Here is a 23,226-nt window from a genome sequence, read left to right as displayed (position 1 = left end):
CCCCGGCCCTGACACACGAGATGCGCCCGGCGTTTCTAGAGCTTCGAGAGGAAAACCCGGGTGAGTTCAGCGTAACCTTCAAGACACCGATGCAGGGCGACTTCAGGCTCGCGCTTTCGCCGCGCTTTTCTGGCGCGGTCGAGAATCTGACGCCGGTGGTGTCGCGCGCGACGGGCGACGCCATGGTCCAGACGTGGCGGATTGCAGCGATCGAACCGCTCGCCGGCCAGAAAGTGAGCATCGAGGGCCTATCGCAGACCATGACCGACGCGCTGGTGCGCATCGAGTTCGCCGATGGCGGCACATGGGTCGAGCGGCTCACCCCCAGCGCGCCCGACATGGCGATCCCCGCGACGCAGAACCCTTGGGAGGTGGCCGCGACCTATTTTCGCCACGGCATCGAGCACATCGCCTCCGGCATCGACCACCTCCTGTTCGTCGCCGCGCTGATGTTGATCGTGCGCGGCTGGCGACGGATAGTCGAGACGATCACCGCGTTCACCGTCGCCCATTCGATCACGCTGACTCTCGCCACCATCGGTTGGATCACTTTGCCGTCGGCGCCGGTGGAGGCAATGATCGCCCTCAGCATTCTGCTTGTCGCGACCGAAATCGTTAGGATGGAGCGCGGGCAGTCGAGCCTGACCATCCGATGGCCTTGGGTCGTCGCCTTCGCTTTCGGCCTGCTGCACGGCTTCGGCTTCGCTGGCGCCCTGGTTGATCTTGGGCTGCCGCGCGGCGATGTTCCGCTCGCTTTGCTGTCGTTCAATATCGGCGTTGAAATCGGGCAGCTCCTGTTCATCGCGGCGATCCTGCTGGCCGTTCATTCGATACGGCGCATCATCACGATACCGCGGCGGGCTATCGTCGCTTCGGCCTATGTGATCGGAACCGTCGCGGCGTTCTGGAGCATCGAGCGGCTGGACGCGATGTTTCTATGAGGGGGCATGAACGGCGAGAGCCCGGCCGGTGGCAATATCGATCAGGCCGAGCTCGAGGTCGCGGCCAAGGGCGAAGGCTATTTCGGCTACAAGTACAAGATCCTGACCGGCCAGGGCGACCATATCGCCGGCGGCGCCTACGACTACGTCATCAACGGCAACATGATCGCCGGCTTCGGCCTCATCGCCTGGCCGGCCAAATATGGCGAGACCGGCGTAAAAACCTTCGCCGTCAACCAGCACGGCGTCGTCTACGAGGCTGATCTCGGGCCAACCACCGAGCAGATCGTCAAATACATCGAACGCTTCAATCCGGACGATACGTGGAAGTTCGTAGCCGACTGAGAGAAATGGATCAAAAGCCGGGTTATTTTCGAGTCGATCGGCAAAACCCTGCGCTGTGGCAGAAGAGGTGGCATGGACCTGAGCTTCGCCTTCACCGCCGTCGCAGAAATTCCAGCTTCAGCCGGTTGATCTGCTCCGCGGTCCATCCCCGAACGTCCGTCACTTCGATCCAAGCATCGATGTAATGCTCCGGCGCATATACATGCCCGTACCCCATCGGGGCCGTTGTGGCCATCGCCATGTCGACGGTGAGCTGGAGAAGCGTCACGACCGGATACCATTTGAGCTCGGGAGACACGTCGGAACCGCGCGGCCCCGCCATCCATTCCGGCTGTCGGTACAGGGACCGGTAGTCGAAGAACGTCACCGGGTCGCTCGCATATTGAAGATAGACGATCCGCATCGGTCCCCAATGTGCGTCCGGGATCGCCAGGCCGTTCTCCTGGCTCGTGAACCGCACATACGACCCGTCCCTGAAGCGTGGCAGCCAGGCTGGCGATCCTCGCTCGCGGTCATCGGTGACGGAACGCCAGATCCTGCTCGGAAATGGCGGGCCGCTCCAAAGTGCCCCCTGATACGGGTCGCCGATCACTTCGAACAACTCGGCGGATTGCTCGGAGCTCAAGGCGCCAAGGCTCAGCCCGTGCAAATAGAGTCTTGGGCGGCTTTCCTTCGGGAGCTTGGCCCAATGGCTGTAGATTTCCGCAAAAAGGGTACGAGCGGCCTCGGCGCCGTAGCCGGGCTCGACCAGGAGGGACAGCCAGCTTGTGAGATACGAATACTGCATGGCGACGCTCGCGACGTCGCCGCCGTGGAGATATTCGACGGTGTCCATTGCAGCAGGGTCTATCCAACCGGTGCCTGTCGGCATCACCACGATCAGCACCGAGCGATCGAATCCGCCGACGCGCTTGAGCTCCTCGAGGGCGAGCTTTGCGCGGTCCTCGGCTGTCTCCGCAGACCGCAATCCGACATAGACGCGGATCGGCTCACGCGCATCCATCCCCAGGAACGAGCGTAAATCCTTGCTCGTCGGTCCGGTCGCGATGAACTCCCGTCCCGCCCTTCCTAGCTCGTCCCACTCGATCAGCGAGGTGTCGCTTCCGGTCTTGCTGGGGTCGGCCGGCTGTTGGGTCTCGGGCTCGATCAGCTCATCGAATGCCTGGAAGGACGAATCCGCGGCATGGAGCGCAAACCTGAAGAAAACGCCGTTGACCACCGTCCAGAATAACGCAGCCGCAGCGGCAATGCCGATCACGTATGACACGCGTTTCGGCACGATCCGGCCAAGCATTCGCGAGATAAACAGGAACGTGACCTGAAACAATCGCGCCAAGAGGATCAAGAGCACGAAGGTCAGCAACGCGATCAGACCGATCTTCAGGGGGTGCGCAGTGTCTACCGGCTCGAGCCTCATGAGCTGCCGGATCGAATTTTGCCATTCCGAAGCCTGCCAGAGAAACGCGACGGCAACCAGGATGCAGGTGGCCGCAGCGACGAGTTTGATGGCCCGCAAGATGCGGCCCGTGGGCTTGGGCAACTCCAGGTAGTCGGCCAGCCAGCGCCCGAACACGCCAAGCCCATATCCGGCCGCGAAAGAGCATCCGGATAGAAGCCCTTGCGTTACAAACGTGCGTGGCAGCAGCGTAGGGGTGAGCGAGGCCGCAAAGAAGAGTGTTCCGATCAGCAGGCCAGCGGCTGAGAAGGAATGCCAGAACCTGAAGATCCAGAATAGCCTCATTGGAGCGGCCACGTGCGATCGTTGGAGTGCTTCGAGGCAGCTTGCCGTGCAAGATATGTCGGCGCAACCCGCAACTGCGCGGAACCACGGCGACGCTTTCCGCCGGCCTTTCCTTTGCCCAGACGACAGCGGAATTTCGGGCGAGACCTCCACGACCACGCCCAGCACCGATCAGGGGACTGACACCACCACCGGCGGCCCGAACCCGAACTCGGCCAAGGATTGCACGCCTGGTCAGCAGGGCACGGACGCCAAGACCGCCGCCCTCGGGCAAATGAAGAAGACCACCGAAGATTGCTGGTTGGCAACGCCATACAAGGGGAGGGCCGGCGCCGCTTGGGGGGCGTTGGGGTAGAATGCCTGTAGGGCGCCGGCCCGGCGGATTGGGGTCCGCCGTTGGATAGTATCAAATTTGGCGATTCGAGTAATTCCGTGATCGCGGAAATGTGAGGAGGCGGTCGACGACGCTCAGTCTTTGCATCATCACCGTCTTGCACAGAGCCATCGTTTTTATCTGGCGGGCTTTCTAACCCGGCCAGTTGCCGGTCGGCCATTTCTTTTGCGAGGCCCACCGGGGCATCGACCTTTTGCATCTGGTCTGCGTCACCGCTATTGGCAAACGCGCGTTTCCGGATGGTCTTATCGCAATGCCCCTTCGGCGGCTAATAGCCTGTACTTTTCGAAGATCGCCAGCTTCTGCGGATAAGTGATCCGCACCTTGGCGTTGCACCCGTCGCATCTGAAGTGGGCGATCGTTTTCAGCGCAGAGCCCTTCCTTACCGCCGGATGCGAGCAATCCGGACAAGCGAATGTGAGCGCAACATCAGACAAGTCTTGGGCTAAACCCATTTCCATCTCCTTCGCAAGCGCTGTGGCTACACTCTGTCGGGACTCAATGGGCAATGCAGATGCCAATCCGGCTGCGCCAACGCGGGACTAGAACAATTCGCCTCGGAACGCCGCCAAGCTAGTGCGCCTTCTCTGCGCTTGAAAGACGAAGAGACCTAACTTCATCCAGCAGTTCGCGCTCCTTGGTCGTAATGTTTCGGAAGATTGCGACAATCGCCACCGCCAAGGCCTCGGCATCCCGGCTTGAAGAGTCGATGTGTTCATCTGCGCAAACCTGATCGAACACGCGTTCGCAAAGAGCCAGATCATGAGGGCTGAGGCAGGTGCGATTGGAACGCCGACGCAGCATCTGTGCGAACCTTTAAGGGCCGTTGCCCATGTTTGCGGCGGACTTTTTTTGCCGATGAACCGCTGAGGCGTGTATTGGATAGGTTTACTCGCTGACTGATGATTGGTCTTTCAATAGTCCCAAAATCAGCGCGCACTCGCGAGCTCTATACTGTCCAGCAATCATAAGTTGTCGGTAATCTCGCAGTTTTTGTTCTGGGACATGAAATCCTCGCCGAAATTCCGCCGCCTCTTTCGGAGTTCGAGTGCAACCGAGTTTACTGGCGGTGACTTTCAAACTTGCCAGTGAGCATCCGACCTTTGCTGAAATATCTTTCAAAGGTTCGTTATTAAAATATCCATCAAGAATTATCTTGCGACGAGCTTCAGCTTTGAGCTTCGCGTTCATTTCGTTGTCTCCTCAACTACGCTTTCACCGTGCCAGACTCTATACGCGCCAAGTTGAAGAGTGTCGTTATCGTCGCATCCAGAAACTTATCTCGGAATGCATTTCTTGCTGTAACCCAGCGTGATGGCGCTCTGTGGACTCGCGTTCCGCTGGCCTTGCCAGATGCCTGTGATACACCACATGATTGCGGTGGAGATGGGCATACCGGAATCGGATAAAGCACCACGCGATGGACGCTAAGAGGCAGGACAAGGCGCTTGCGAGGCAGGCGATTGAGCGCGATCGACGTCGTTGGCCGCGCGAAGCTCAACCTGACGATGAGGCTGCCCCGTCACTTGCGCCGGCGCTCGAACCTTTGCCCTTTTCGACGCTCGAACTGGCGCCAGAGGATCAATTCGTCGCCTGGCAGGCGCATATGGCTCCGCTTGTCGAGGTCAAGTTGCCGGATGACAAATCGCTCGACGATGGCTTTCCCGCCGACCACACGGCTTGGAACCTCGGCGGCATGCTGATCGTTCAACAGCGCGCACCGGCACATAGTTATATGCGTTCTACTGCGAAGCTTCGATCCAGCTCGATCGATCACTGGTATATCGCTTTGCCATATACTGGCCGGTCGTGGACGGAGGTCGATCGCCGCGTAGCGGAAAACCGGCCGGGCAAACTGGAGCTTAGATCGCTTGGCTACCCGTTTCGCGGGAGGGCAACGGATTCCCAAAGTCTCCTTCTCTATTTGCCGCGTGATTTGTTCGCCGATGCGGCGGCAACCCTGGACGCAAAGAATAATTCAATTCTGTCCGGCAACTTTGCCGACCTTTTGCTCGACTACCTCAACAACATCCAAGCAAGACTGCGCAGTCTCACGGCTGACGATCTGCCCCGCATCGTGCACGCAACACGCAGCATGATCATTGCCTGCCTCTCGCCGCCGGCAGAACATGCCGCGGCCACCGAACAATTGGCGAGTGTCGCGCTGATGGAGCGAGCCCGTCGATATGTCCACAACAATCTGGATGCGGCTCATCTGACACCGGATTCAATGTGCCGGGCGCTCGGCGTCTCGCGCACTCGTCTTTATCAGTTGTTCGAACCGAGCGGTGGTGTTCTCCACTACATACAAAGTCGCCGACTCCTGGCAGCCCATGTTGCGCTTAGCGATCCGGCGGACAGCCGGCGCATTGTTGATATTGCCGAAGCCGTCGGATTTAGTTCAGCGGCTAATTTCAGCCGAGCATTTAGCAAGGAATTCGGTTACAGCCCCCGCGAAGTCCGAAGTTCCGTGGTGTTGCCGCGCCCCGCCCACTCTGTTTCGCATGCCGGACACGAGGGGGCCTCTTCCTTTGAAGATTGGCTCAAAGCGCTCGGAAGCTGAGTACAAGATCGGGGATGGTTGAAGTGGGGCGGGCTTAAAACAGGGCGGGGAAGATCAGCCGCCTCATGGACCAGAATACTTCGTGTCGCGTCCACCGCGCCAACAATTATAGCCAATCCCGGATTTTATTAACCGACTGTTCATCGATGTCGGCGCCCATCACAGCCGAGCATACATTGCAACTACGCAGCATGAGACACTTGTTGAGACTGCGAGTCGTATGTTTGCCAAGCTTGGCGGTTATGCTATTTCTGGGCCGGGGGACGTGGATTCTCACCGCCCATGGAGGTGGCTATTGCACCCGGAGGCATCAGCCGTCGGCACGGAGAGTGAGGGGCCTTCCTCAAGCGATGCACCACGTCCCGGCGAAGCGCTGCTCGCTGACCTTTTGGCGAACACGACCGAACTTTTGTCGTTCTATGATCGCGACTTCTGTCTGACGCACTACGCAACCAAGCTCAAAGCCGTATACGGAGGCGCGGTGGTGCCGGGTGCCGCCGTTTGGGAGATCTACCCGAGCTTCCTCGATGCGAAATATCGCGACGAATTTCTTCGTGTGTTCCACGGCGGCTCACCGGCAAGCATCGATTTGCCGCGATCATCGGGCGAAGCGCCGCGGTCCGCTTTCGTTTTCGCCACAGCAAATGGTGTGGGAATCATTGAATCAAGGGAGCGCGATGGGCGGAGCGTAGCGGAGGAGCAAGAGCATGTAATTCTGCTCCATCAGGCGACGCACGACATGCTGACCGGACTGCAGAATCGGCGGCGATTCGGTGAGCGGCTGCAGCAAGCGATGGCAGCCCTCGGCGGATCAAAGCCGAAAGCCGCCCTTCTGCAAATCGACCTTGACGATTTCAAAGCGGTCAACGACACGCTCGGCCATGGAGCAGGCGACACTCTTCTTCAACTCGCTGCGGGTCGTATTCGCGACGCGCTGCAGGACGGCGAATCCGCATACCGGTATGCCGGCGATGAGTTCGCTGTCATCCAATTGGGCAAGGAGCAGCCGGCAGAGGCTGAGCGCCTCGCCGGATCGCTAGTCGACGCGTTCAAGAACCCGTTCGTCATTAACGGCATTCCCGTCTTCGTTGGTTCGAGTATCGGAATTGCTTTCGGGCCGGAGCACGGGACCGATGGCGAACAGTTGATGAAAGCCGCTGACATTGCTCTTTATGCGGCCAAGACAGATGGACGCGGCTGCGCTCGAACATTCAACCGTTCGATGCTGCTCTTGCTCGAGCAACGCGAGAATCTGAGGCGCAGCCTTCGAACCGCGCTGAAGCGGGGCGAGCTTTATCTGGAGTATCAACCGCTCATCCGCCCCCCCTCGTCGGTGATGGGTTTCGAAGCGCTGCTGCGGTGGCGGCACCCCGAGTTCGGAACCATTCCACCCAACGTGTTCATACCGATCGCCGAAGCCGACGGCCTGATGGACGAGATTGGGCGATGGGTGCTCGAGGAAGCCTGTCGCCAGGCATTGACGTGGCCTTCCTCGCTGACAGTCGCAGTGAACCTGTCGCCGGCTCAGTTCCTTAGCGGTTCGCTGACGGACACAGTCGCTCAGATCATCGACGCAGTTGGAATCGAAGCCGACAGACTTGAACTTGAAATAACCGAGACGGTCCTGCTTGAAAAGACGATCGACAATATCGACACGTTGAACACTCTGAACGTTTTGGGAATCCGAATTTCGCTCGACGATTTTGGGACATACTATTCATCGCTAAGCTACCTTAAAAACTTTCCCTTCGATACTTTGAAGATAGATCGGTACTTTATTGCGGACCTGGAGACCGATCTCAAAAGCCAAACGATCGTGCGATCGATCATGACTCTGGCGCACGGCCTGGGGATAAATGTCACTGCCGAGGGGGTCGAGACGTCGGCACAGGCACGGTGGCTGATCAAGGAGAATTGCGATTGCCTGCAAGGCAACTTCCTGGGAAAGCCGCTTGGAGCCGAGGCGATCGGCGATTTTATCGGGCGGTCCCCGCTGAGGGTGGTACGGGCGATGGAGGAATCAAATCGGGCGCACTAGCGCCTTGCACCCTTTGTTAACGATAAAGTGGAGATTTGTAGAACGATCGAGGCAGATACCGCGCAATTCTTCGAGTCGGTGCGAGACTGACTCGTCACGGGCGCGATGAAATTTTTCGTTGCGGAGGCCATCACCCCGCGGGGGGCTCAATACTGATGGAACAAGTGAGGATACCGATGGAAACTGTTCATCATGAGCCGGCTGGCGAGCCGACTTTTGAGCCGATGATTCAGATCGACATGGAAATCAAAGCTTTTGTCTCCGCTTGGAAACATTGCGATTATATCTCGACATACATGGCCCGGATGATCAGTCAAAACAGGTCAGACTCGGTCCATCATTCAAATCTCTTTTCCTCTGCCTTCAACGAATTGCTGGAAGTCGCCTTTCGTACGCGCCATGCCGACGGCGAACTGGCATGCAGGGTGTCACGCCATGGCGCGACGGACAGGATCGAGTTGACACTTCCTTGCGTGCCGGAGGAGCGCCAATTCTACGAAGAAGCCGTGGCGCACGTCGCAGGAACAGAAGCCAGAGAGCGGTACCTCAATTCGGTGTCTGGGGATCTCGCGCCCAGCCGCGAGGTCGTACTCCTGGAACTGGCTGTCGACTACAACGCGACGCTCCGGATCGAGGAAGCCGACGGCGATGCAATCAAGCTTGTCGTCGATCTTCCGCTCGAGGGCTTGCAAAATTGAGTCCCTACGACCTTCTCCCGCACTTCAGGGCGCAATACGACGCCAACAGCCAGGAGTTCTCCATATCGGGAGTGGTCCGGCCTCAGGCAATCGATGAGCTTGGGCCCAGCATAGCATTGCTTCGTGATGCGATCGGCCGTGTGCGCGGCGTTCTCTACGTCAATGTCAGGCGCCTGACGCAGATGAACAATGCTGCGTTTCACAGCTTTTCGAGGACTATCATTGACGCCTGTCGCGCTCGACCCGACCTCAAATTCGTCATCATCACGTCAAGCGTCGTCGGATGGACCTCGCGAAAATTCGGTCGCCTGAGCGGAATCGAACCGAACATCACGGTCGAGGAGTATGACAGCGAATTCTATCCGGGGCAGGGCTTCCTCGAGGAAGGCGGCTTCGTGCCGATCCTGCGCACACAAACAAAGATGACCTGGCGCCACGAGCGCGCAATCTTGCCGCGGCACGGCATGAGGCCCGGGATCGTGATGGCCGACATCTGCTGCGGCATAGGTGATTTCGCCGTGCTCGTGCAGAAGGAGTTCCAGCCATCGCGGATCGTCGCCCTCGACCACTCGAGGTCGAGCCTCGCCTATGCGCGAAACGTGGCGGCGGAGTTCGATATCAAGGGCATCGAGTACACTTATGGCGATGCATCAGAAATGCTGCTCGAGGAAAATCAGTTCGACCTCGTCACGTGCCGCCATTCGCTGCAGGTGTTCAACAAGCCCGAACTGATCCTCAGGGAACTGTTTCGCATCTGCAAGCCGGGCGGACGTGTCTACATCACCAATGAAAAAAATTCGCACTGCCTGGGCGAACCACGCGCCGACAGCATCCAGTGGACCTATAACGAGGTCGCCAAGCTGTGGGCGCACTTCCAGATGGATATTGAGCTCGGCCCGAAGAGCAAACGCTACCTGATCGAAGCGGGGCTCGAAGACATTCGGGTCGAGTCCTTCATGGTCACCAACCACGACGGCGATCCACAGGACTTCGCGGACGTCATAGCGGCATGGGAGAATGTTTATGCAGGCGAGATGGCTACCAAGCGAGGTGACACACCGGCGTTTATCAGGCGGTTCCGACAGGGCTTCCAGGACCACATCTTCGCTGCGCTCCACTCCAAGGGCTATGCCGGCTGGCCGATCTGGGTTGCATCGGGACGCAAGCCGCTATGACCGATTTGGATGCAACACCGCCCAGAGCGTGGCCTATCCTCCGGCTTAACAGCTTCCGCGCCAAATTCTTGATCGTTGTGGGTGGGGCGGTGCTGTTCGACCTCCTCGTCGGCGGCGGCGTCGCGCTGTGGAATGTGAACCGGCTTTCCCGGGACGCGACGCACCAGATCGAGAGCGGCCTCACCAAGGCAAGCCAGGAATACCTCCAGAACTATATCGAGACGACGGCGCTGCGCGCCGATCTCCTGTTCGGCCGCATGCACTCCGAGGTGACCGCACTTGCAGCGTCCATGCAGCAACTAATTGATTATCCGGAAGCAAAAGATGCGATCGGCAAGGCGTTGGCGAAGAACCCCTATTTTAATGCGCCGCTTGCATATGACGCCACGGGAAACTGGTTGCAGACCCGGCAAGGATCGCCTTCGGTCATGAGTGTCTGGGGATATCTCCTCTCCGCTGATCACCAACCGAAGCCCGAAATTCTCCGCGACATTCAGGAGAGTGCGATCTTCGATATTTTTGGCACAAGCCAGATGTCAACTGGCGCCAAGAAGCTGCAGGTCTACTACGTAGGGCCGAAGGCAGGACCGATCATGCGCACGGTTCCTTATTCCGATCAGGCACAGACCTTCGACAAGCTTTATCCAGGCCACGACAAAGCAAATTTCTGGGATTTCTTCTTTCCTGGCGTCTATGAGGGCTGGGAAGGCTGGATCAGGAAGCCCGATTCGCGCCCCGTAAAAGGCGATGACATCACTGCGACTGCTCCTTATATCGACGCGATTACCGGCAAGCTCATAGTGAGCTTCTTCCACCCACTCTGGACAAAAGACCGCAGTAATGTCGCCGGCATGGTCGCTGCCGACGTTACGCTCGATCAACTCGCTGACATCGTCGAAAGCGTGAAGGTCGCCGATACGGGCTTCGGTTTTCTCACCATGTCGAACGGCAATGTGCTCGCGATCAAGCCCGAAGGCGAGAAAATGCTCGGGCTCAAGATCGCAAGTGGCGCGGCAGGTCAAGGCGTTACCGGCCTCGATCGCTCGCTCAAAAAGAGTACGCACGCGACCGTCGCAGCGCTCGAACTTCCCGCTGACGACAAGACAGTCATTAAGCACATTTCGATTGAGGAAAACGGCAAAGCCCAACCGTACATCGTCGCACTTCGCCGACTAAGCCCAGTCAATCTCTGGAATAGTACGGGCTCCATCACGGCCGAAACTCTGATGCTTGGCTTCGTCGTCCCCGAACGGGAAATTTATGCTTCCCTCCTTGCAGCGCAGCAGAGCATTTCCAGCGCAACCAACCGGATCCTGATCACCCAGGTCATCGCAGTTATCGTTTCGCTCCTGATCGTCTTTGCGGCTGTCTTCGGAGTTTCAAAGCGGATCACTGCAGGCCTCAGTGCGCTTGCCGGGGCCGCCAAGCGGTTGCAGGCGAAAGACTATTCCGTCCGGGTAAGCATTCCGACGCGCGACGAGGTTGGAGCGGTGGGGGTCGCTTTCAACCGGATGGCTGAGCAGATCAGCTTCCACACGGAAAACCTCGAGCAGCTCGTCGACGAACGAACCAGAGAGCTCGGGGACGCCAACCAGGAGATTTCGGCGCTCAACGAAAAGCTGCGAGACGAGAACGTACGCCTCGGTGCCGAGCTTGCGGTTGCCAGGCAGATTCAGACGATGGTCCTGCCGAAACAATTCGAACTCGAAGCGATTCCTGGGCTGGAGATCGCAGCCTACATGCGCCCGGCTGACGAGGTTGGCGGCGACTACTATGACGTCCTGCAGAACGGGTCGCGGGTCAAGATCGGCATCGGCGACGTGACCGGTCATGGTCTTGAGAGCGGCGTGCTGATGCTGATGGTCCAATCCGTTGCACGCGCGCTGCAGGAGAGCGACGAAGCGAATCCGCACCAGTTTCTGGATCGGCTGAACAGAGCGATCTACAAGAACATTGAGCGGACGAACACCGACAAGCATCTCTCTTTGGCCTTTCTTGACTTCGAAGATGAGCGGGTAACGCTGTCCGGCCAGCATGAGGACGTTCTTGTCGTGCGTGCAGATGGGGAAGTCGAACGTATCGATACGATTGATCTGGGTCTGCCGGTTGGCCTGGAGAATGACATCTCGAAGTTCATTGCCACGCGTGACATCCTGTTCGAAAGCGGCGACGTGATCGTGCTGCACACCGACGGTGTGACCGAGGCGGAAAACCACGAAAGAAAGTTGTTCGGGTTCGAGCGCCTCAGCCAGAGCGTACAAAGACGTCACGGCAGCAGCGCCGAAGACATCAAGACTGGGATCATCGACGATCTGATGGCCCATATCGGGATCCAGAAGATCCACGATGACATCACCCTCGTGATCATAAGGCACACATAGGCATGACAACGCTGTTCGGTACGCCTGACATTGCAATCGGGATCAAGGAGAGCGTCAGTCGCGTACGGCTGTTCGACGGACCTCTCGATTTGAGTTGGCGTCATTGTGCCACGACCTCGGACTTCATCGCCGATGTTTTCGCGTTACGCTTCCGGTCGTCCCGCAATGATTACATGGAAGTGCGGCACAGCATCGGATATCTGGTCAACGAGCTCATCGAAAATGCCGTCAAGTTTCGTGCACCGGGCGAGATTCTGATCGAGGCGTCGATGGATTCGGAGTGCTTCAAGATCAAGGTGTCGAATGACGTTGAGGGTAAAATTGCGTCTGGGTTCCAAGACCTCCTGGCGGACATCACGGCTGGCGACCCAGAGGACCTGCTGATACAGCGAATTGAGCTGAATGCCGCGAACCCCGAGGTGACAGGCTCCGGACTCGGATTGCTGACGTTGATGAGCGATTACGGCGCACGCCTGGCTTGGATATTCAGCGCCGCCGACGAAAGCGATCGGATTTGCGTGGAGACATATGCGTCCATTCCGATCTCGCAAATTCACAACTAAATGAAACGAAGCCAGGCTATGGAAATCAAGACAGACGACTACCGCGTGTGGACTGAAGGAAGCGAAATTTTTTTCGACGGTGCAATGCGGCTTGCCAGTTCCGACGCCGGTGCGCCTATCACGGCGTTGGCGGCCAGTGTTCTTGCCTCGAATCCCGCTTCCATTACGCTCAATCTGAAGGACCTTCACTTTCTGAACTCTTCCGGCATCAACCTGCTGGCGAAATTTACCATCGAGGTGCGCAAGCATCCCGATGTTCAACTCGTCGTGCGTGGAACGCCCGACATACCCTGGCAGTCGAAATCATTGCCGAATCTAAAGAAGCTGCATCCCGCAGTGGTGCTTTTGTTGGACTGACCAAGGTAGTTCCTCTGCACAGTGATTTTGACAGATCGGCCATCGGCAGCGAACGTGGAGCCAGTGGTGAATCGTCGTCCGTGAAGAAAGCGATTTCGCGCCAACCGTGAAAATGATCTGGGTTGGATCGCTTTGTCCCAACTGAGGGGCAGAATTCAGGCTGATCGCGGCCGGAGTGGTGGCGTTAGGGCGGTTGTGAGCATTGCCAGGAACAAGGCAAGATAGTGTTCTGAAGGTTCTGCAAAAAGCTCTGGAGAGAGAACAGCCCTTACTCTGAGGCGAGGGGCGGCCATGGCACGCTGGTGACGTTGCGATCACCGATTCCCGTGGAAGGGTAAGTGCCATGACCAAGCGAGAGGTTAGACTGAGCAGAGGCGAGTTGAAAGCGTTGCTGTTGTCGGATGAGGACGGCTTCCGCAGAGTTTTGCAGACTGTGGTGCAGGAGGCTTTGGAAGCCGAGATGACGGAGGCGATCGGGGCCGAGAAAGGCGAGCGGACGACGGAGCGGGTTGGTTACCGGTCCGGCTATTACGAACGCAAGCTTGTGACGCGGGTTGGCGTGCTGGAACTTCGGGTTCCGCAAGATCGGGCCGGCCGGTTCTCGACGGAGTTGTTTGAGCGTTACCAGCGCTCGGAGAAGGCACTGGTATCGGCGCTGGTCGAGATGTACGTGCAAGGCGTGTCGACGCGCAAGGTGAAGGCGATCACCGAGGATCTGTGCGGCCATTCCTTCTCGGCCTCGACGGTAAGCCAGGCGACGGCGCGGCTGGATGAGGCGCTGAAGGCGTTCTTTGAGCAGCGGCTTGCCGAACCTTACCCGTACCTCATTCTGGACGCGCGCTACGAGCGGGCGCGCGAGGCCGGCGTGATCGCCAGCCAGGCCGTCTTGGTGGCGATCGGCGTCGACTGGGAAGGCCGGCGCCAGGTGCTCGGTGTCGAGCTGGCCAACCGTGAAAGCCATTCGAGCTGGCGCGCGTTCGTGGCAGGGCTCAAGCAGCGCGGGCTCGCCGGCGTCGAGTTTGTCGTCTCCGACGACCATCCGGGGCTCAGGGCAGCGATCCGCGAAGTCCTGCCCGAGGCAGTCTGGCAGCGCTGTTACGTGCACTTCCTCAGAAACGCGCTCGATTATGTGCCGCGCAAGGTCGATGACGACTGCCTGATGGAGCTCAGATGGTTCTATGACCGGCGCGACCTCGCCGAGGTCAAGCGCGACCTGGCGCAGTGGATCGCCAAATGGCAGGCCAAATACCCGAAGCTGGTGGATTGGGTGGAGAACAACATCGAGGAGACGCTGAGCTTCTATCGGCTGCCGCTGCCGCATCACAAGCACATGAAGTCGACGAACATGCTGGAGCGGCTGAACCAGGAGATCAAGCGGCGCACCCTGGTCGTTCGCATCTTCCCCAACCCGCAGAGCTGTTTGCGGCTGGTTCGGGCATTGGCGGTGGAGATCCACGAGAACTGGCTCGAGGCGACCCGCTACCTCAACATGGATCATCTGCGCGAGCACAAGAAGGAGAACCTGAGGGCACTGGCCGCCTGACGCGGCCGCCATGTCCGCCGCTCCGCTAAACACGGGGGCTGCGCGGCGGACACGCCAACGTCACCGCTGAATGCCACGCCATTTTTGCAGAACTTGACGCACACAACTCAAGGCACAGCGCCCGACCGTAGCGCCAACCTTTCCTCCCAGGCTGGGGGATGCTGCCGACCGGAAAGTTCGACTGAGCGGATTCTGTACAACTCCTACCACGTTGCGCCCATGCACCCGGAGACTTGACTGCGAGGGAACGCGGGGGATTCCGCTCACCCGTCTGGTAATACCTTGACTTCGCTTGGTGCGCGTCAGGCCTGACTTCCGGCTGATCTTCAGATAGCGGCGATGTCCAGCTTCGAGCCGTCGACCAGACGCGACAGGCGGAACGGTTTAGGATCGACGCAAGGCGTGTCGTTTACGACCAGCTCTGCGGCCAGATAGCCAAGCCCCGGGCCCAAACCGAAGCCGTGGCCCGAGCAGCCCGCCGCGAGGACGAGGCCTTTCACCCCGTCCACCTGCGACACCACAGGCACTGCGTCCGGCGTGCAATCGACGAAGCCGCCCCAGGCGCTATCGATCTCTATATCGCCAAGTTGGGGGAAGGTCTTCCGGACACTCTCCACCACTTGGCTTACCAGCCATTTCAAGGGTGGAGGATCCAGCACGCGATTCTGTTCGAAGATCCGATCGTTGCTGGTCAGCAGCGCCGGCATTGAATCCGGCCCCGAAAGGAACGATTGGCCGATGCCGAGCCTGACGTTCTTCAAGCGACGCAAGAACTGCGGCATGAATTCCCGGCTGTACCGGATGGCCTGCGGCGTGATTTCGAGGTTCGCCTTGCCGCTGATCGCAAGCGTATAGCTGCCGTCCAGTCGGCGCGTGATCGTGCAGTAGGGCGTGGAGAGCGCCTCGCCTATGTTGATTGTCGGGGTGGAACGCAGCGCGGTCTGCCGGATGCTCGCTTGGGGGAAACTGATCCCGAGCGGCCTAAGGAAGCGCGAGGACCAGGCGCCAGCGGCGCACAGCACCGCGCTGGTTCTGATGTAGCCCTTCTCCGTGTGCACGCCCGCAATCTTGCCATTGGCCAAATCGAGCGCTCGCGCGGCGCATTCCTGGTGGATCGTGGCGCCCAGAGCTCTGGCCCCATCGGCGATAGCCGGCGCGGCGAGCGCAGGTTCGGCCTTACCGTCCCGGTCCGAATAGGTCCCGCCGACCCACTTGTCGCGCGCTTCGGGGATGCGCTCGGCCACCTCCGCCCGGCTCAGCACGCGGGTGTCGACCTCGTACTCCCTGGCGACCTCGCGCCACCTTTCCCAGCCGGCGAGCACAGCCTCGTCATGCGTCGCATAGACGAGACCGCAGCGTCGAAATCCAAGGTCCCGATTGATATCGCGCGTCAGCTCGTCCCACAGTCGCATGGAGATCACCGAGAGCGGCAGTTCGCGCCGATCGCGGTTCTGCTGGCGGCACCAACCCCAGTTTCGGCTCGATTGTTCACAGGCGACGTGGCCCTTCTCGAGCAGAGCCACAGAGAGGCCACGCTTCGCCAGGAAATAGGCGGCCGTAGAGCCGAGGATGCCGCCGCCGACGATGACGACGTCGACCTCGGCCGGGATCCGCTCATCGCTGTGAATGCGTTCGACTCGGGGCGACATGTTCCAACCAACCTCGGCTGCCAAGAATGCGGAAGCAAAGTTCCGATCAGCCCTTCATCGCATCGTGCGTTCGAAAGAATGTGCCGAAATCATCCAGGATTTCGCCAGATATGCGGGTTTTGATCGCTTGATCGATACGAGCTGCTCAAGCCCGATCGAGTGCCAGTTTGACGCAGGGCGGCACCTGCTCGCGACTCCGTTGGATCGCGCTTGAGGGTCTTGAGCCTGCGAGCGAAGTTGTAAGCGGCAACGAAATCGGCGAGGTGTTACCTGAACTGATCGTGGCCCTCATAGCAGAAGCGTTTGACCGTGGTGTCCTTGATCGTGCGGTTCATCCTCTCGACCTGTCCATTATCCGGTATGTGATCTGCGGTGCCTGGAGGTCCCGCCGTTCTTCCCTGGAACGGCCTTATGGTGAGCCCTTCCGGGACGTGGGGCACCGGGAGCACGAACGTGCGGGCAGGCCGTCCTTAGACCGTGGGCTGAGAGCCCGACCTCGTTACATGGCCGCCCCTAGCGACTTTCCCGGATGCGCTGCGAGCGCGGATCAGTAGATGTTGTGTTGCCCGTTAGCTCCCGTCTTCAAACGAGCCATGATCGCGTGAAACACATGCTCACGATCAAATGAAATGAGCGCTCACCATCGCGTGAAATGGCTGCTCACAATCAGCGAAATGCGCAAGCCGGGACCGCAACAGGTCCGCCTGGCCACTGTCTCGCCGTTCCCAGCGAATGCATTCCCTCGCTTCGTCATCCTAGGGCAAGCAAGGAGCGAAGCGACGCGCCGCAGACCCTGGGATGACGAAGGTGTGGTGGTCTGTGACGTTGGATCGGCGGCTGCAGGCCGGTTGGCAGCGACCGACAGTCAAAGAACCAAATCCCCTGAGCTGAGGAACTGGTCCGCAACGGTTTTCGTGAAATGACCAACCGCTCTAGCCGGATATCTCGCTAGCCAAGGGCTGCGTAGGCTGGCGGCGGACAGCAATAAGCCGGTCGGAAACGATGCAAGAGCGCCGCGCCGAGCAAGATATGTACGCCAGGATAAGTATTAGGATGCAAAGCTAACGACAGATCGGCCTCGTGCGTAGATGCTTGCATGGCTTGGCGGGGGCTTGGCGGCTTGGCGGGGGCTCGGCACAGGTGGCAGGCATCACGTTGGGGGATGTCGTGCTGCCTGTGTCGACAGCCGCCGCTGCGCGGTCAAAGGTGGCGTCATTGAGTAAGCGTGCCAAGGTCAATGGCGGCCGGGTCAATGGCGGCCGGCTGGAGTTTCTTCCGCCGCAGATCCCAACTCGGGTCGAGCGGCCGCCTGAAGATGAGGGCTGGGTCCACGAGGCCAATCTCGACGGCTATCGAACCCAGATCATCGTCGATAATGGCGGCGTGCGTCTTTACAGCAAGAACGGCCGTGACTGGACCACGAAATACTGGCCCATCGCACTAGCCGTCGATGTGCCATGCCGGACTGCCATTCTCGACGGCGAGGTCATTGTTCCCGGCGAGCAGGGCGCTGCCGATTGCCCTGCGCTGGAAGCCGCGATCTGGAACGAGCCGAGCCGGCTGGTGTTCGTCGCTTTCGATATCCTCCATCTCGACGGCCGCGCTCTAGGCTCCTTGCCGCTGCTGCAGCGCAAGCAGGCGCTATGGCAACTGGTCGAGCCTGGCCTCGGCAAGATCCGATACAGTGAGCATTTCGAGGGCAGTGCGCTGGCGCTCTTCCGCACCGTCGAGAAGATCGGGCTCAATGGAATTGTCTCGAAGCGAGCCGACAGCCGCTACAGGAGCGGACTGTCGAACACATGGCTGAAGGCCAAATAATTCGAAGAAGCCGACTCCCGAGCAGGGGGTCGTTTATGAGCCAGGTCCGGCTCCAATGGCGCTGATGGCTGCTCACGGGGCGTCCTCACCGATTTGAGGATCGTGCAAGACCATAGGTATCCACGCTATGAGATGCCAAGAAGAGATTCGCTCCGCTTGCGCGTAACCGGCCTGCGCGGGCGAACGCGACACGCATACCAATCCCGGCGGAACAAATCATGATCATTCTCATTGTGGTGATCAGCAAGGGAGATTGATCATGGGCGACCGGCACAACCCAAAAACCGAGGCACCGGCAAATGTCGAAAAGGACCCGGAAGATTGGATCAGCGGAGATGACCCCATGACCCCCGCACAAGCCTCCTATTTGAAAACTTTGGCCGAACAGGCCGACGACCCTGACGCCTATGCTGACGGCCTCAGCAAGGCGGAAGCCTCTAAACGCATTGATGCACTCCGGGGAAAGTTAGGCCTGTAGTGCCCGCTCGTGGCTCCTGGTCTCCAGCGACCAGGGCCGTTCCATCGAACCAGGCAGCGGCTCTGTCCAGTTTGTTTCCGTGGTCTCACGCCGGGAATGAGCTGCATTGCGTTCTGCAACCGCTCGCTGGATAGTCCTGCGATGTTGCAGACCTTGATGACGCATTGGCCCCAGATCCTCGCGATCATTTCGGTGGTGATAGCAGCCATCGGCATCGTCCACGCCATAATGACGAAGGAAGACGTCCGCGCCGCCACAGGTTGGGTCGGCGTGATGTTCCTGTCGCCATTCCTTGGCACCATCATCTACGCCGTTGCCGGCATAAACCGCATCCGTCGTGCAACGATCAGCGCCATGCGGCCCCTTTCCAGCGAGGCGGCTTCCGCAAAACATGAGCGCAACATTGTCGCCGAGGAATTGATCGCCGAACGGTACGGCCAACGCTTCAGCGGCCTGAAGACATTGGGCGACAGGGTGGCCCGGCGTGCCCTGACCTCGGGAAACGCGATTGCGATACTGGAGACAGGTGCCGAGGCCTATGCCGCAATGTGCCGAGCGATTGACGGCGCTCAACGCAGTATCCTTCTCGAGACCTACATCTTCGACAATGACGATGTCGGGCGGCTTTTCGTGGACTCTCTCGCCGGGGCCGTCCAGCGGGGTGTCAGCGTTCGCGTGCTGATCGATGCCGTCGGGGCGCGTTACTCCGTCCCCAGCATTCTTGGGCGTCTGCGAGAGGCAGGAATCACAGCAGACCTCTTCAACGGCAACATTGTCATGGGCCTGCGTCTTCCCTACGCCAACCTCAGAACGCACCGGAAGATCCTGGTCGTCGATGGCACGATTGCGTTCACCGGAGGGATGAACATCCGAAAGGGATTCTCAGCCGAATTCGCCGGCCCCTCCAGCGCGAGGGACACGCACTTTCAGGTCACCGGGCCGGTCGTAGCCGACCTTTTTTCGGTTGCCGCCGAAGATTGGCGCTTCGTGAGCGGCGAGCTTCTGAAAGGCGACGCCTGGCAAGTGGCCACGCCTGCCGCGGCTCCCGGTCAACCGATGTTGGCGCGGGCGGTTGCATCCGGGCCGGATGCCAGCATCGAAACGAACCACAACTTGCTGATCGGGGCATTTTCCGTCGCCCGCAAATCGATCCGCGTCATGTCGCCCTATTTCCTGCCGGATCGGGAACTGATCAGCGCGCTGACGACCGCGGCCAGGCGAGGCGTCGAGATCGACATCGTGGTACCGGCGGTGAACAATCTCTTCCTTGTCGACCGGGCGATGACGGCGCAATTCGATCAGGTCCTGAAGCACTATTGCCGCGTATGGCGCACGCAGGGCTCGTTCGATCATTCGAAGCTGCTGTCGGTCGATGGACTTTGGGCTTATATAGGATCCTCCAATCTTGATGCCCGGTCCCTGCGGTTGAATTTTGAGATTGATATAGAGGTTCTTGATGCAGGCTTTGCCGCGGAGATTGAAGCGCGGATCGGATCGGCAATCGCCTCCGCCGCGGCTGTAACGATCGAAACCTTGAGAGCCCGGCCATTTATCGTCCGACTGGTCGACCGAGTGTTGTGGCTGGGATCGCCTTACCTTTAGAGGCTTTCTCGGCCTGCCGGGGGAATTCGGGTGACGCAGCCATCGCTCCTTTTAAGCGTCGGTTTTCGTCAGGGCAGGGAAGCAGTGATTGCAGATCCTATTTGAGTGAGACAAAGCTAAGTCTTGAAGGTAGTGAGGACGAGCAGCAGACTGATGCAAAGAACTGGACATAGCTTTCCTGCAAATGTGCTCAAATCCATTCGCGACAGAAAAAAGCAGAAGGCGAAGGCTGCGCCGTCCGAAGGAACACGCCCCGCGGGGACTCTGGTCGCATCTTACAACGTTCACAAATGCGTGGGCGTCGACAGAAAGTTCGATCCCGAACGAATCGGCCGCGTCATCCGGGAAATCGCCCCGGATGTCATTGCGTTGCAGGAAGCGGACAATCGCTTTGGAGATCGTGCCGGCCTTCTGGATCTCATGCGTCTCGAATTGGAAACGGGCCTGGTGCCGGTGCCGGTGTCCGGAAACGGCAAAGGGCACGGCTGGCACGGCAACGTTCTGCTTTTCAAACGGGGCATCGTTCGCAATGTCCATCAGATAAAGCTCCCGGGGCTGGAGCCGCGCGGAGCCCTGGTTGCCGAAATCGATCTCGACGAGAAACGAACTCTGCGCGTTATCGCAGCCCATCTCGGCTTGCTGCGCCGATCGCGCTCCGAACAGGCCCGTGTCGTGCTCGAAATCATGAACCGACCGGACGAAAAACCAACACTGCTGCTCGGCGATTTGAACGAATGGCGACTCGGAAACCGTTCCGCACTGAATACGCTGCACACGACTTTCGGTCCCGCGCCGCCGGCGGTCCCCACCTTTCCATCGCGTCTGCCGCTGCTGTCACTCGACCGGATCATGGCAAATCGACACGGAATGATCTCAACCGTCGAAGCCCATGACACGCCGCTTTCGCGGGTCGCCTCCGATCATCTGCCGCTTATAGGATTCGTTCGCCTATGATGTAGCTGCCCAGCCCCATGGATGGAGATCGGTTCAAACGGAACCTCTAGTCTAGACTAGCGGAGCGCCGGCCCAGCGGCTTTGGTTGCGGGGGAGACCGCTGGGCCTGACCAGCGAGCGTTCGGGTGGCGTGCTCACCTGCCTGGTGAATACGTGAGTTAAAGCAAATGCAATCGAAACATGCGAACGAAGTACGTGTCGGTAATGGGTGGATCGTGGAGCGGGGAGGGCTGGTTTCGAGGACCATCTCTCGTAACACCGATTAACTGATCGTTGCCGCCGTCGCTTCGCGTGATTGGCTGCATAGCCATCAAGGGACTAAGATCATCGAAGCTCGAAAACTTCGCGAAAGTGGGGGCCGGTTGCATTTCGTAGAAGAATTTACTTTCCGGAAGGCATTGGGTCTTTGATCGGATAGCAGCTTTTTCACTGCGAACGCGCACAATGCCGTCTGGCGGAGGGAGAGGACCTGGAATCCAACCTTCTTCAACTCGCACGGGTTCGCGCACGCTGGCAAATGGGATCTAGTCGTCTGTGAAGAAGGTTGATTTCGGGATCGGAGGCGAAGCGGGAGCATTCCCACCCGCCATATCAGAGCTGATATGGCGTCAGGCTGATCGCGGCCGGATTGGTGGCACTGCAGCGGACGTGAGCAGTACCAGGAAGAAGGCACACAAAAGCCTCAGCCAGTTGAGCAGGAGGCTGAAGTTATAGCCGACGGCTGCAAGGACAGCGTTGTTGGCATCGCCCTCGGAGAAGGCCAGGAAGTTGCGGCCCATGCGGTGGTCGTTCTTGAGATGGCCGATGACGGGTTCTACGGCGGCCCGGCGTCGCAGCGCCCGTTTGACGGCCTGGGTGAGGCCGCGCTTGTAGCCGGCGACATGGACCTTGAACATCTTGTCCTTCGGCGCGTTGTGGCCGCGGTAGCCGGCATCGGTGACGATCTTGCCGAGGCTGACGCCGATGGTGTCCTCGATCGCCGGGATGATGGTCGCCAGCGTGTGGCCGTCATACGGATTGCCGGGCAGCGCCTTGACATGGGCGACGAACTGGCCGCCGCGGCTGCGCTGCAGCGGGGTGGCGACGGAGACCTTGACGCCGAACTCGTAGGGCTTGTGGGCCTTGCCCTTGCCAATGCACTCGATCTCCGGAGCGTGCAGGGAATACACCTTCTTGCCCCGCTCGCGCTGGCGCTGGTCCCTGACGCGCCGGGCCAGCGACAGCGGCAGGGCAAAGACCTGCATCAGCTCTGGCCGCATGGCGAGCTTGCGGACGATGTCGCGGATCACCGCTCCCAGCATGGTGCGCAGGCGCTTGAGTTGCCGGTTGGCCCGCTTGAATTGCTTGGCATGGGCATAGCGCTGATGCTTGATCAGCGCGATCTTGCCGACCCGCGCATAGGACTGGCGCAGGGCAATGCCATGCTTCCTGGCCAGCTTGACCAGCCGCTCGCGGGCGCGATGCATCAGCTTGGCGTCGGTCGGGAAGGTGATGGCCTTTTCCTGCACGGTAGTGTCGACGATTACCGCGCGGAAGTCCGACGGCTTGGCCGCCCCCAACCTGGTCGCCGCCGCAAGGCTCTCCTGGAGCAGAGCCGTGAGCCGTTCTTCGCCCATGCGCAGGCGCCAGCGCGTCAATGACGTGCGGTCGAAGGGCAAGCGGTGCTGGAAGAACTCCTCGCCGCAGAACAGCTGGTAGTAGGGGTTCTCCAGCCAGCGTTCGCACAGGCTTTCGTCGGACAGGTTGTGCATCGACTTGAGGATGGCCAATCCCGCCATCAGCCGGGTCGGCAAAGGCGGCCGGCCAGGATCGTCGTCATAGACCTCGCCCAGCCGTTCTTCGAGGAAACGCCAGTCGATCGTCTTGGCCAGCTTCACCAGCGCATGATCCATATTGAGAATGTGGTCGAGCCGGGATCGCAACAGGTCCGTCTGGCCGCTCTCGCGCCGTTCCTTCGGTCGCATCGCTCGCTTCCCTCGCTGCTTC

General features: G+C 59.5%; 17 protein-coding genes and 1 pseudogene. 14 read left to right on the top strand and 4 right to left on the bottom strand.

Translation table 11 applies throughout. The features are described from left to right. The first annotated feature begins 20 nt into the window (after positions 1–20). Positions 21–941, top strand: coding sequence for a HupE/UreJ family protein (locus JG739_RS19980; RefSeq protein ID WP_244749488.1), 921 nt, complete (start codon positions 21–23; stop codon positions 939–941). 9 nt (positions 942–950) lie between these two features. Further along, positions 951–1,286 (top strand): annotated as a pseudogene (locus JG739_RS19975) (DUF2950 family protein); the annotation flags it as partial. A 91-nt stretch (positions 1,287–1,377) separates the two neighbouring features. On the opposite strand, the gene JG739_RS19970 reads toward JG739_RS19975, so the two are convergent. Both JG739_RS19970 and JG739_RS19965 read right to left on the bottom strand, forming a co-directional pair. Then, positions 1,378–3,027 carry an alpha/beta hydrolase gene (locus JG739_RS19970; RefSeq protein ID WP_202367539.1) on the bottom strand — a complete coding sequence of 550 codons (1,650 nt, stop codon included), beginning with the start codon at positions 3,025–3,027 and terminating at the stop codon, positions 1,378–1,380. A gap of 1,282 nt (positions 3,028–4,309) precedes the next feature. Then, on the bottom strand, positions 4,310–4,612 hold the full coding sequence (locus JG739_RS19965; protein WP_202363049.1) for a hypothetical protein: 303 nt from the start codon (positions 4,610–4,612) through the stop codon (positions 4,310–4,312). A gap of 229 nt (positions 4,613–4,841) precedes the next feature. On the opposite strand from JG739_RS19965, the gene JG739_RS19960 reads away from it, so the two are divergent. From JG739_RS19960 to JG739_RS19925, 8 genes are all read left to right on the top strand, one after another. Continuing rightward, complete coding sequence (locus JG739_RS19960) at positions 4,842–5,984, top strand: helix-turn-helix domain-containing protein (RefSeq protein WP_202363048.1); 1,143 nt, start codon at positions 4,842–4,844, stop codon at positions 5,982–5,984. A gap of 295 nt (positions 5,985–6,279) precedes the next feature. Beyond that, complete coding sequence (locus JG739_RS19955) at positions 6,280–8,022, top strand: putative bifunctional diguanylate cyclase/phosphodiesterase (protein ID WP_446720505.1); 1,743 nt, start codon at positions 6,280–6,282, stop codon at positions 8,020–8,022. A 176-nt stretch (positions 8,023–8,198) separates the two neighbouring features. Continuing rightward, positions 8,199–8,720 carry a ubiquinone biosynthesis methyltransferase UbiE gene (locus tag JG739_RS19950; RefSeq protein WP_202363047.1) on the top strand — a complete coding sequence of 174 codons (522 nt, stop codon included), beginning with the start codon at positions 8,199–8,201 and terminating at the stop codon, positions 8,718–8,720. Beyond that, positions 8,717–9,895, top strand: coding sequence for a class I SAM-dependent methyltransferase (locus JG739_RS19945; protein ID WP_202363046.1), 1,179 nt, complete (start codon positions 8,717–8,719; stop codon positions 9,893–9,895). The genes JG739_RS19950 and JG739_RS19945 overlap by 4 nt, the downstream gene beginning before the upstream one ends. Continuing rightward, entirely contained in the window at positions 9,892–12,276 is a 2,385-nt protein-coding gene (locus tag JG739_RS19940) for a SpoIIE family protein phosphatase (protein WP_202363045.1), read from the top strand. The genes JG739_RS19945 and JG739_RS19940 overlap by 4 nt, the downstream gene beginning before the upstream one ends. Positions 12,277–12,278: 2 nt before the next feature. Continuing rightward, positions 12,279–12,839: a slr1658 superfamily regulator gene (locus tag JG739_RS19935; protein WP_202363044.1), complete on the top strand. Its 561-nt coding sequence runs from the start codon at positions 12,279–12,281 to the stop codon at positions 12,837–12,839. An 18-nt stretch (positions 12,840–12,857) separates the two neighbouring features. Next, positions 12,858–13,196, top strand: coding sequence for a slr1659 superfamily regulator (locus JG739_RS19930; protein ID WP_202363043.1), 339 nt, complete (start codon positions 12,858–12,860; stop codon positions 13,194–13,196). Positions 13,197–13,539: 343 nt separating this feature from the next. Next, complete coding sequence (locus tag JG739_RS19925) at positions 13,540–14,739, top strand: IS256 family transposase (RefSeq protein ID WP_202362577.1); 1,200 nt, start codon at positions 13,540–13,542, stop codon at positions 14,737–14,739. A gap of 326 nt (positions 14,740–15,065) precedes the next feature. Here JG739_RS19925 and JG739_RS19920 read toward each other — a convergent pair whose 3' ends face one another. Continuing rightward, on the bottom strand, positions 15,066–16,388 hold the full coding sequence (locus JG739_RS19920) for an NAD(P)/FAD-dependent oxidoreductase (protein WP_202363042.1): 1,323 nt from the start codon (positions 16,386–16,388) through the stop codon (positions 15,066–15,068). Positions 16,389–17,594: 1,206 nt separating this feature from the next. Between JG739_RS19920 and JG739_RS19915 the strand changes: the two genes are divergently transcribed. The 4 genes from JG739_RS19915 to JG739_RS19900 all read left to right on the top strand — a co-directional run bounded on the left by JG739_RS19915 (position 17,595) and on the right by JG739_RS19900 (position 21,240). Beyond that, complete coding sequence (locus tag JG739_RS19915; RefSeq protein WP_244749962.1) at positions 17,595–18,206, top strand: ATP-dependent DNA ligase; 612 nt, start codon at positions 17,595–17,597, stop codon at positions 18,204–18,206. A gap of 259 nt (positions 18,207–18,465) precedes the next feature. Next, a complete protein-coding gene (locus JG739_RS19910) occupies positions 18,466–18,684 on the top strand; it encodes a DUF3072 domain-containing protein (RefSeq protein ID WP_202363041.1) in 219 nt (72 codons plus the stop codon). 141 nt (positions 18,685–18,825) lie between these two features. Further along, positions 18,826–20,286, top strand: coding sequence for a phospholipase D-like domain-containing protein (locus JG739_RS19905; protein WP_202363040.1), 1,461 nt, complete (start codon positions 18,826–18,828; stop codon positions 20,284–20,286). A 153-nt stretch (positions 20,287–20,439) separates the two neighbouring features. Then, on the top strand, positions 20,440–21,240 hold the full coding sequence (locus tag JG739_RS19900) for an endonuclease/exonuclease/phosphatase family protein (protein ID WP_202367536.1): 801 nt from the start codon (positions 20,440–20,442) through the stop codon (positions 21,238–21,240). A 608-nt stretch (positions 21,241–21,848) separates the two neighbouring features. On the opposite strand, the gene JG739_RS19895 is transcribed toward JG739_RS19900, so the two are convergent. Continuing rightward, complete coding sequence (locus JG739_RS19895) at positions 21,849–23,204, bottom strand: IS5 family transposase (protein ID WP_199202942.1); 1,356 nt, start codon at positions 23,202–23,204, stop codon at positions 21,849–21,851. Positions 23,205–23,226: the final 22 nt, after the last annotated feature.

The organism is Mesorhizobium sp. L-2-11, assembly GCF_016756595.1.
Lineage (GTDB): Bacteria > Pseudomonadota > Alphaproteobacteria > Rhizobiales > Rhizobiaceae > Mesorhizobium.
Note: the sequence above shows the minus strand (reverse complement) of the source record. Positions and strands in the feature narration are given on the sequence as shown.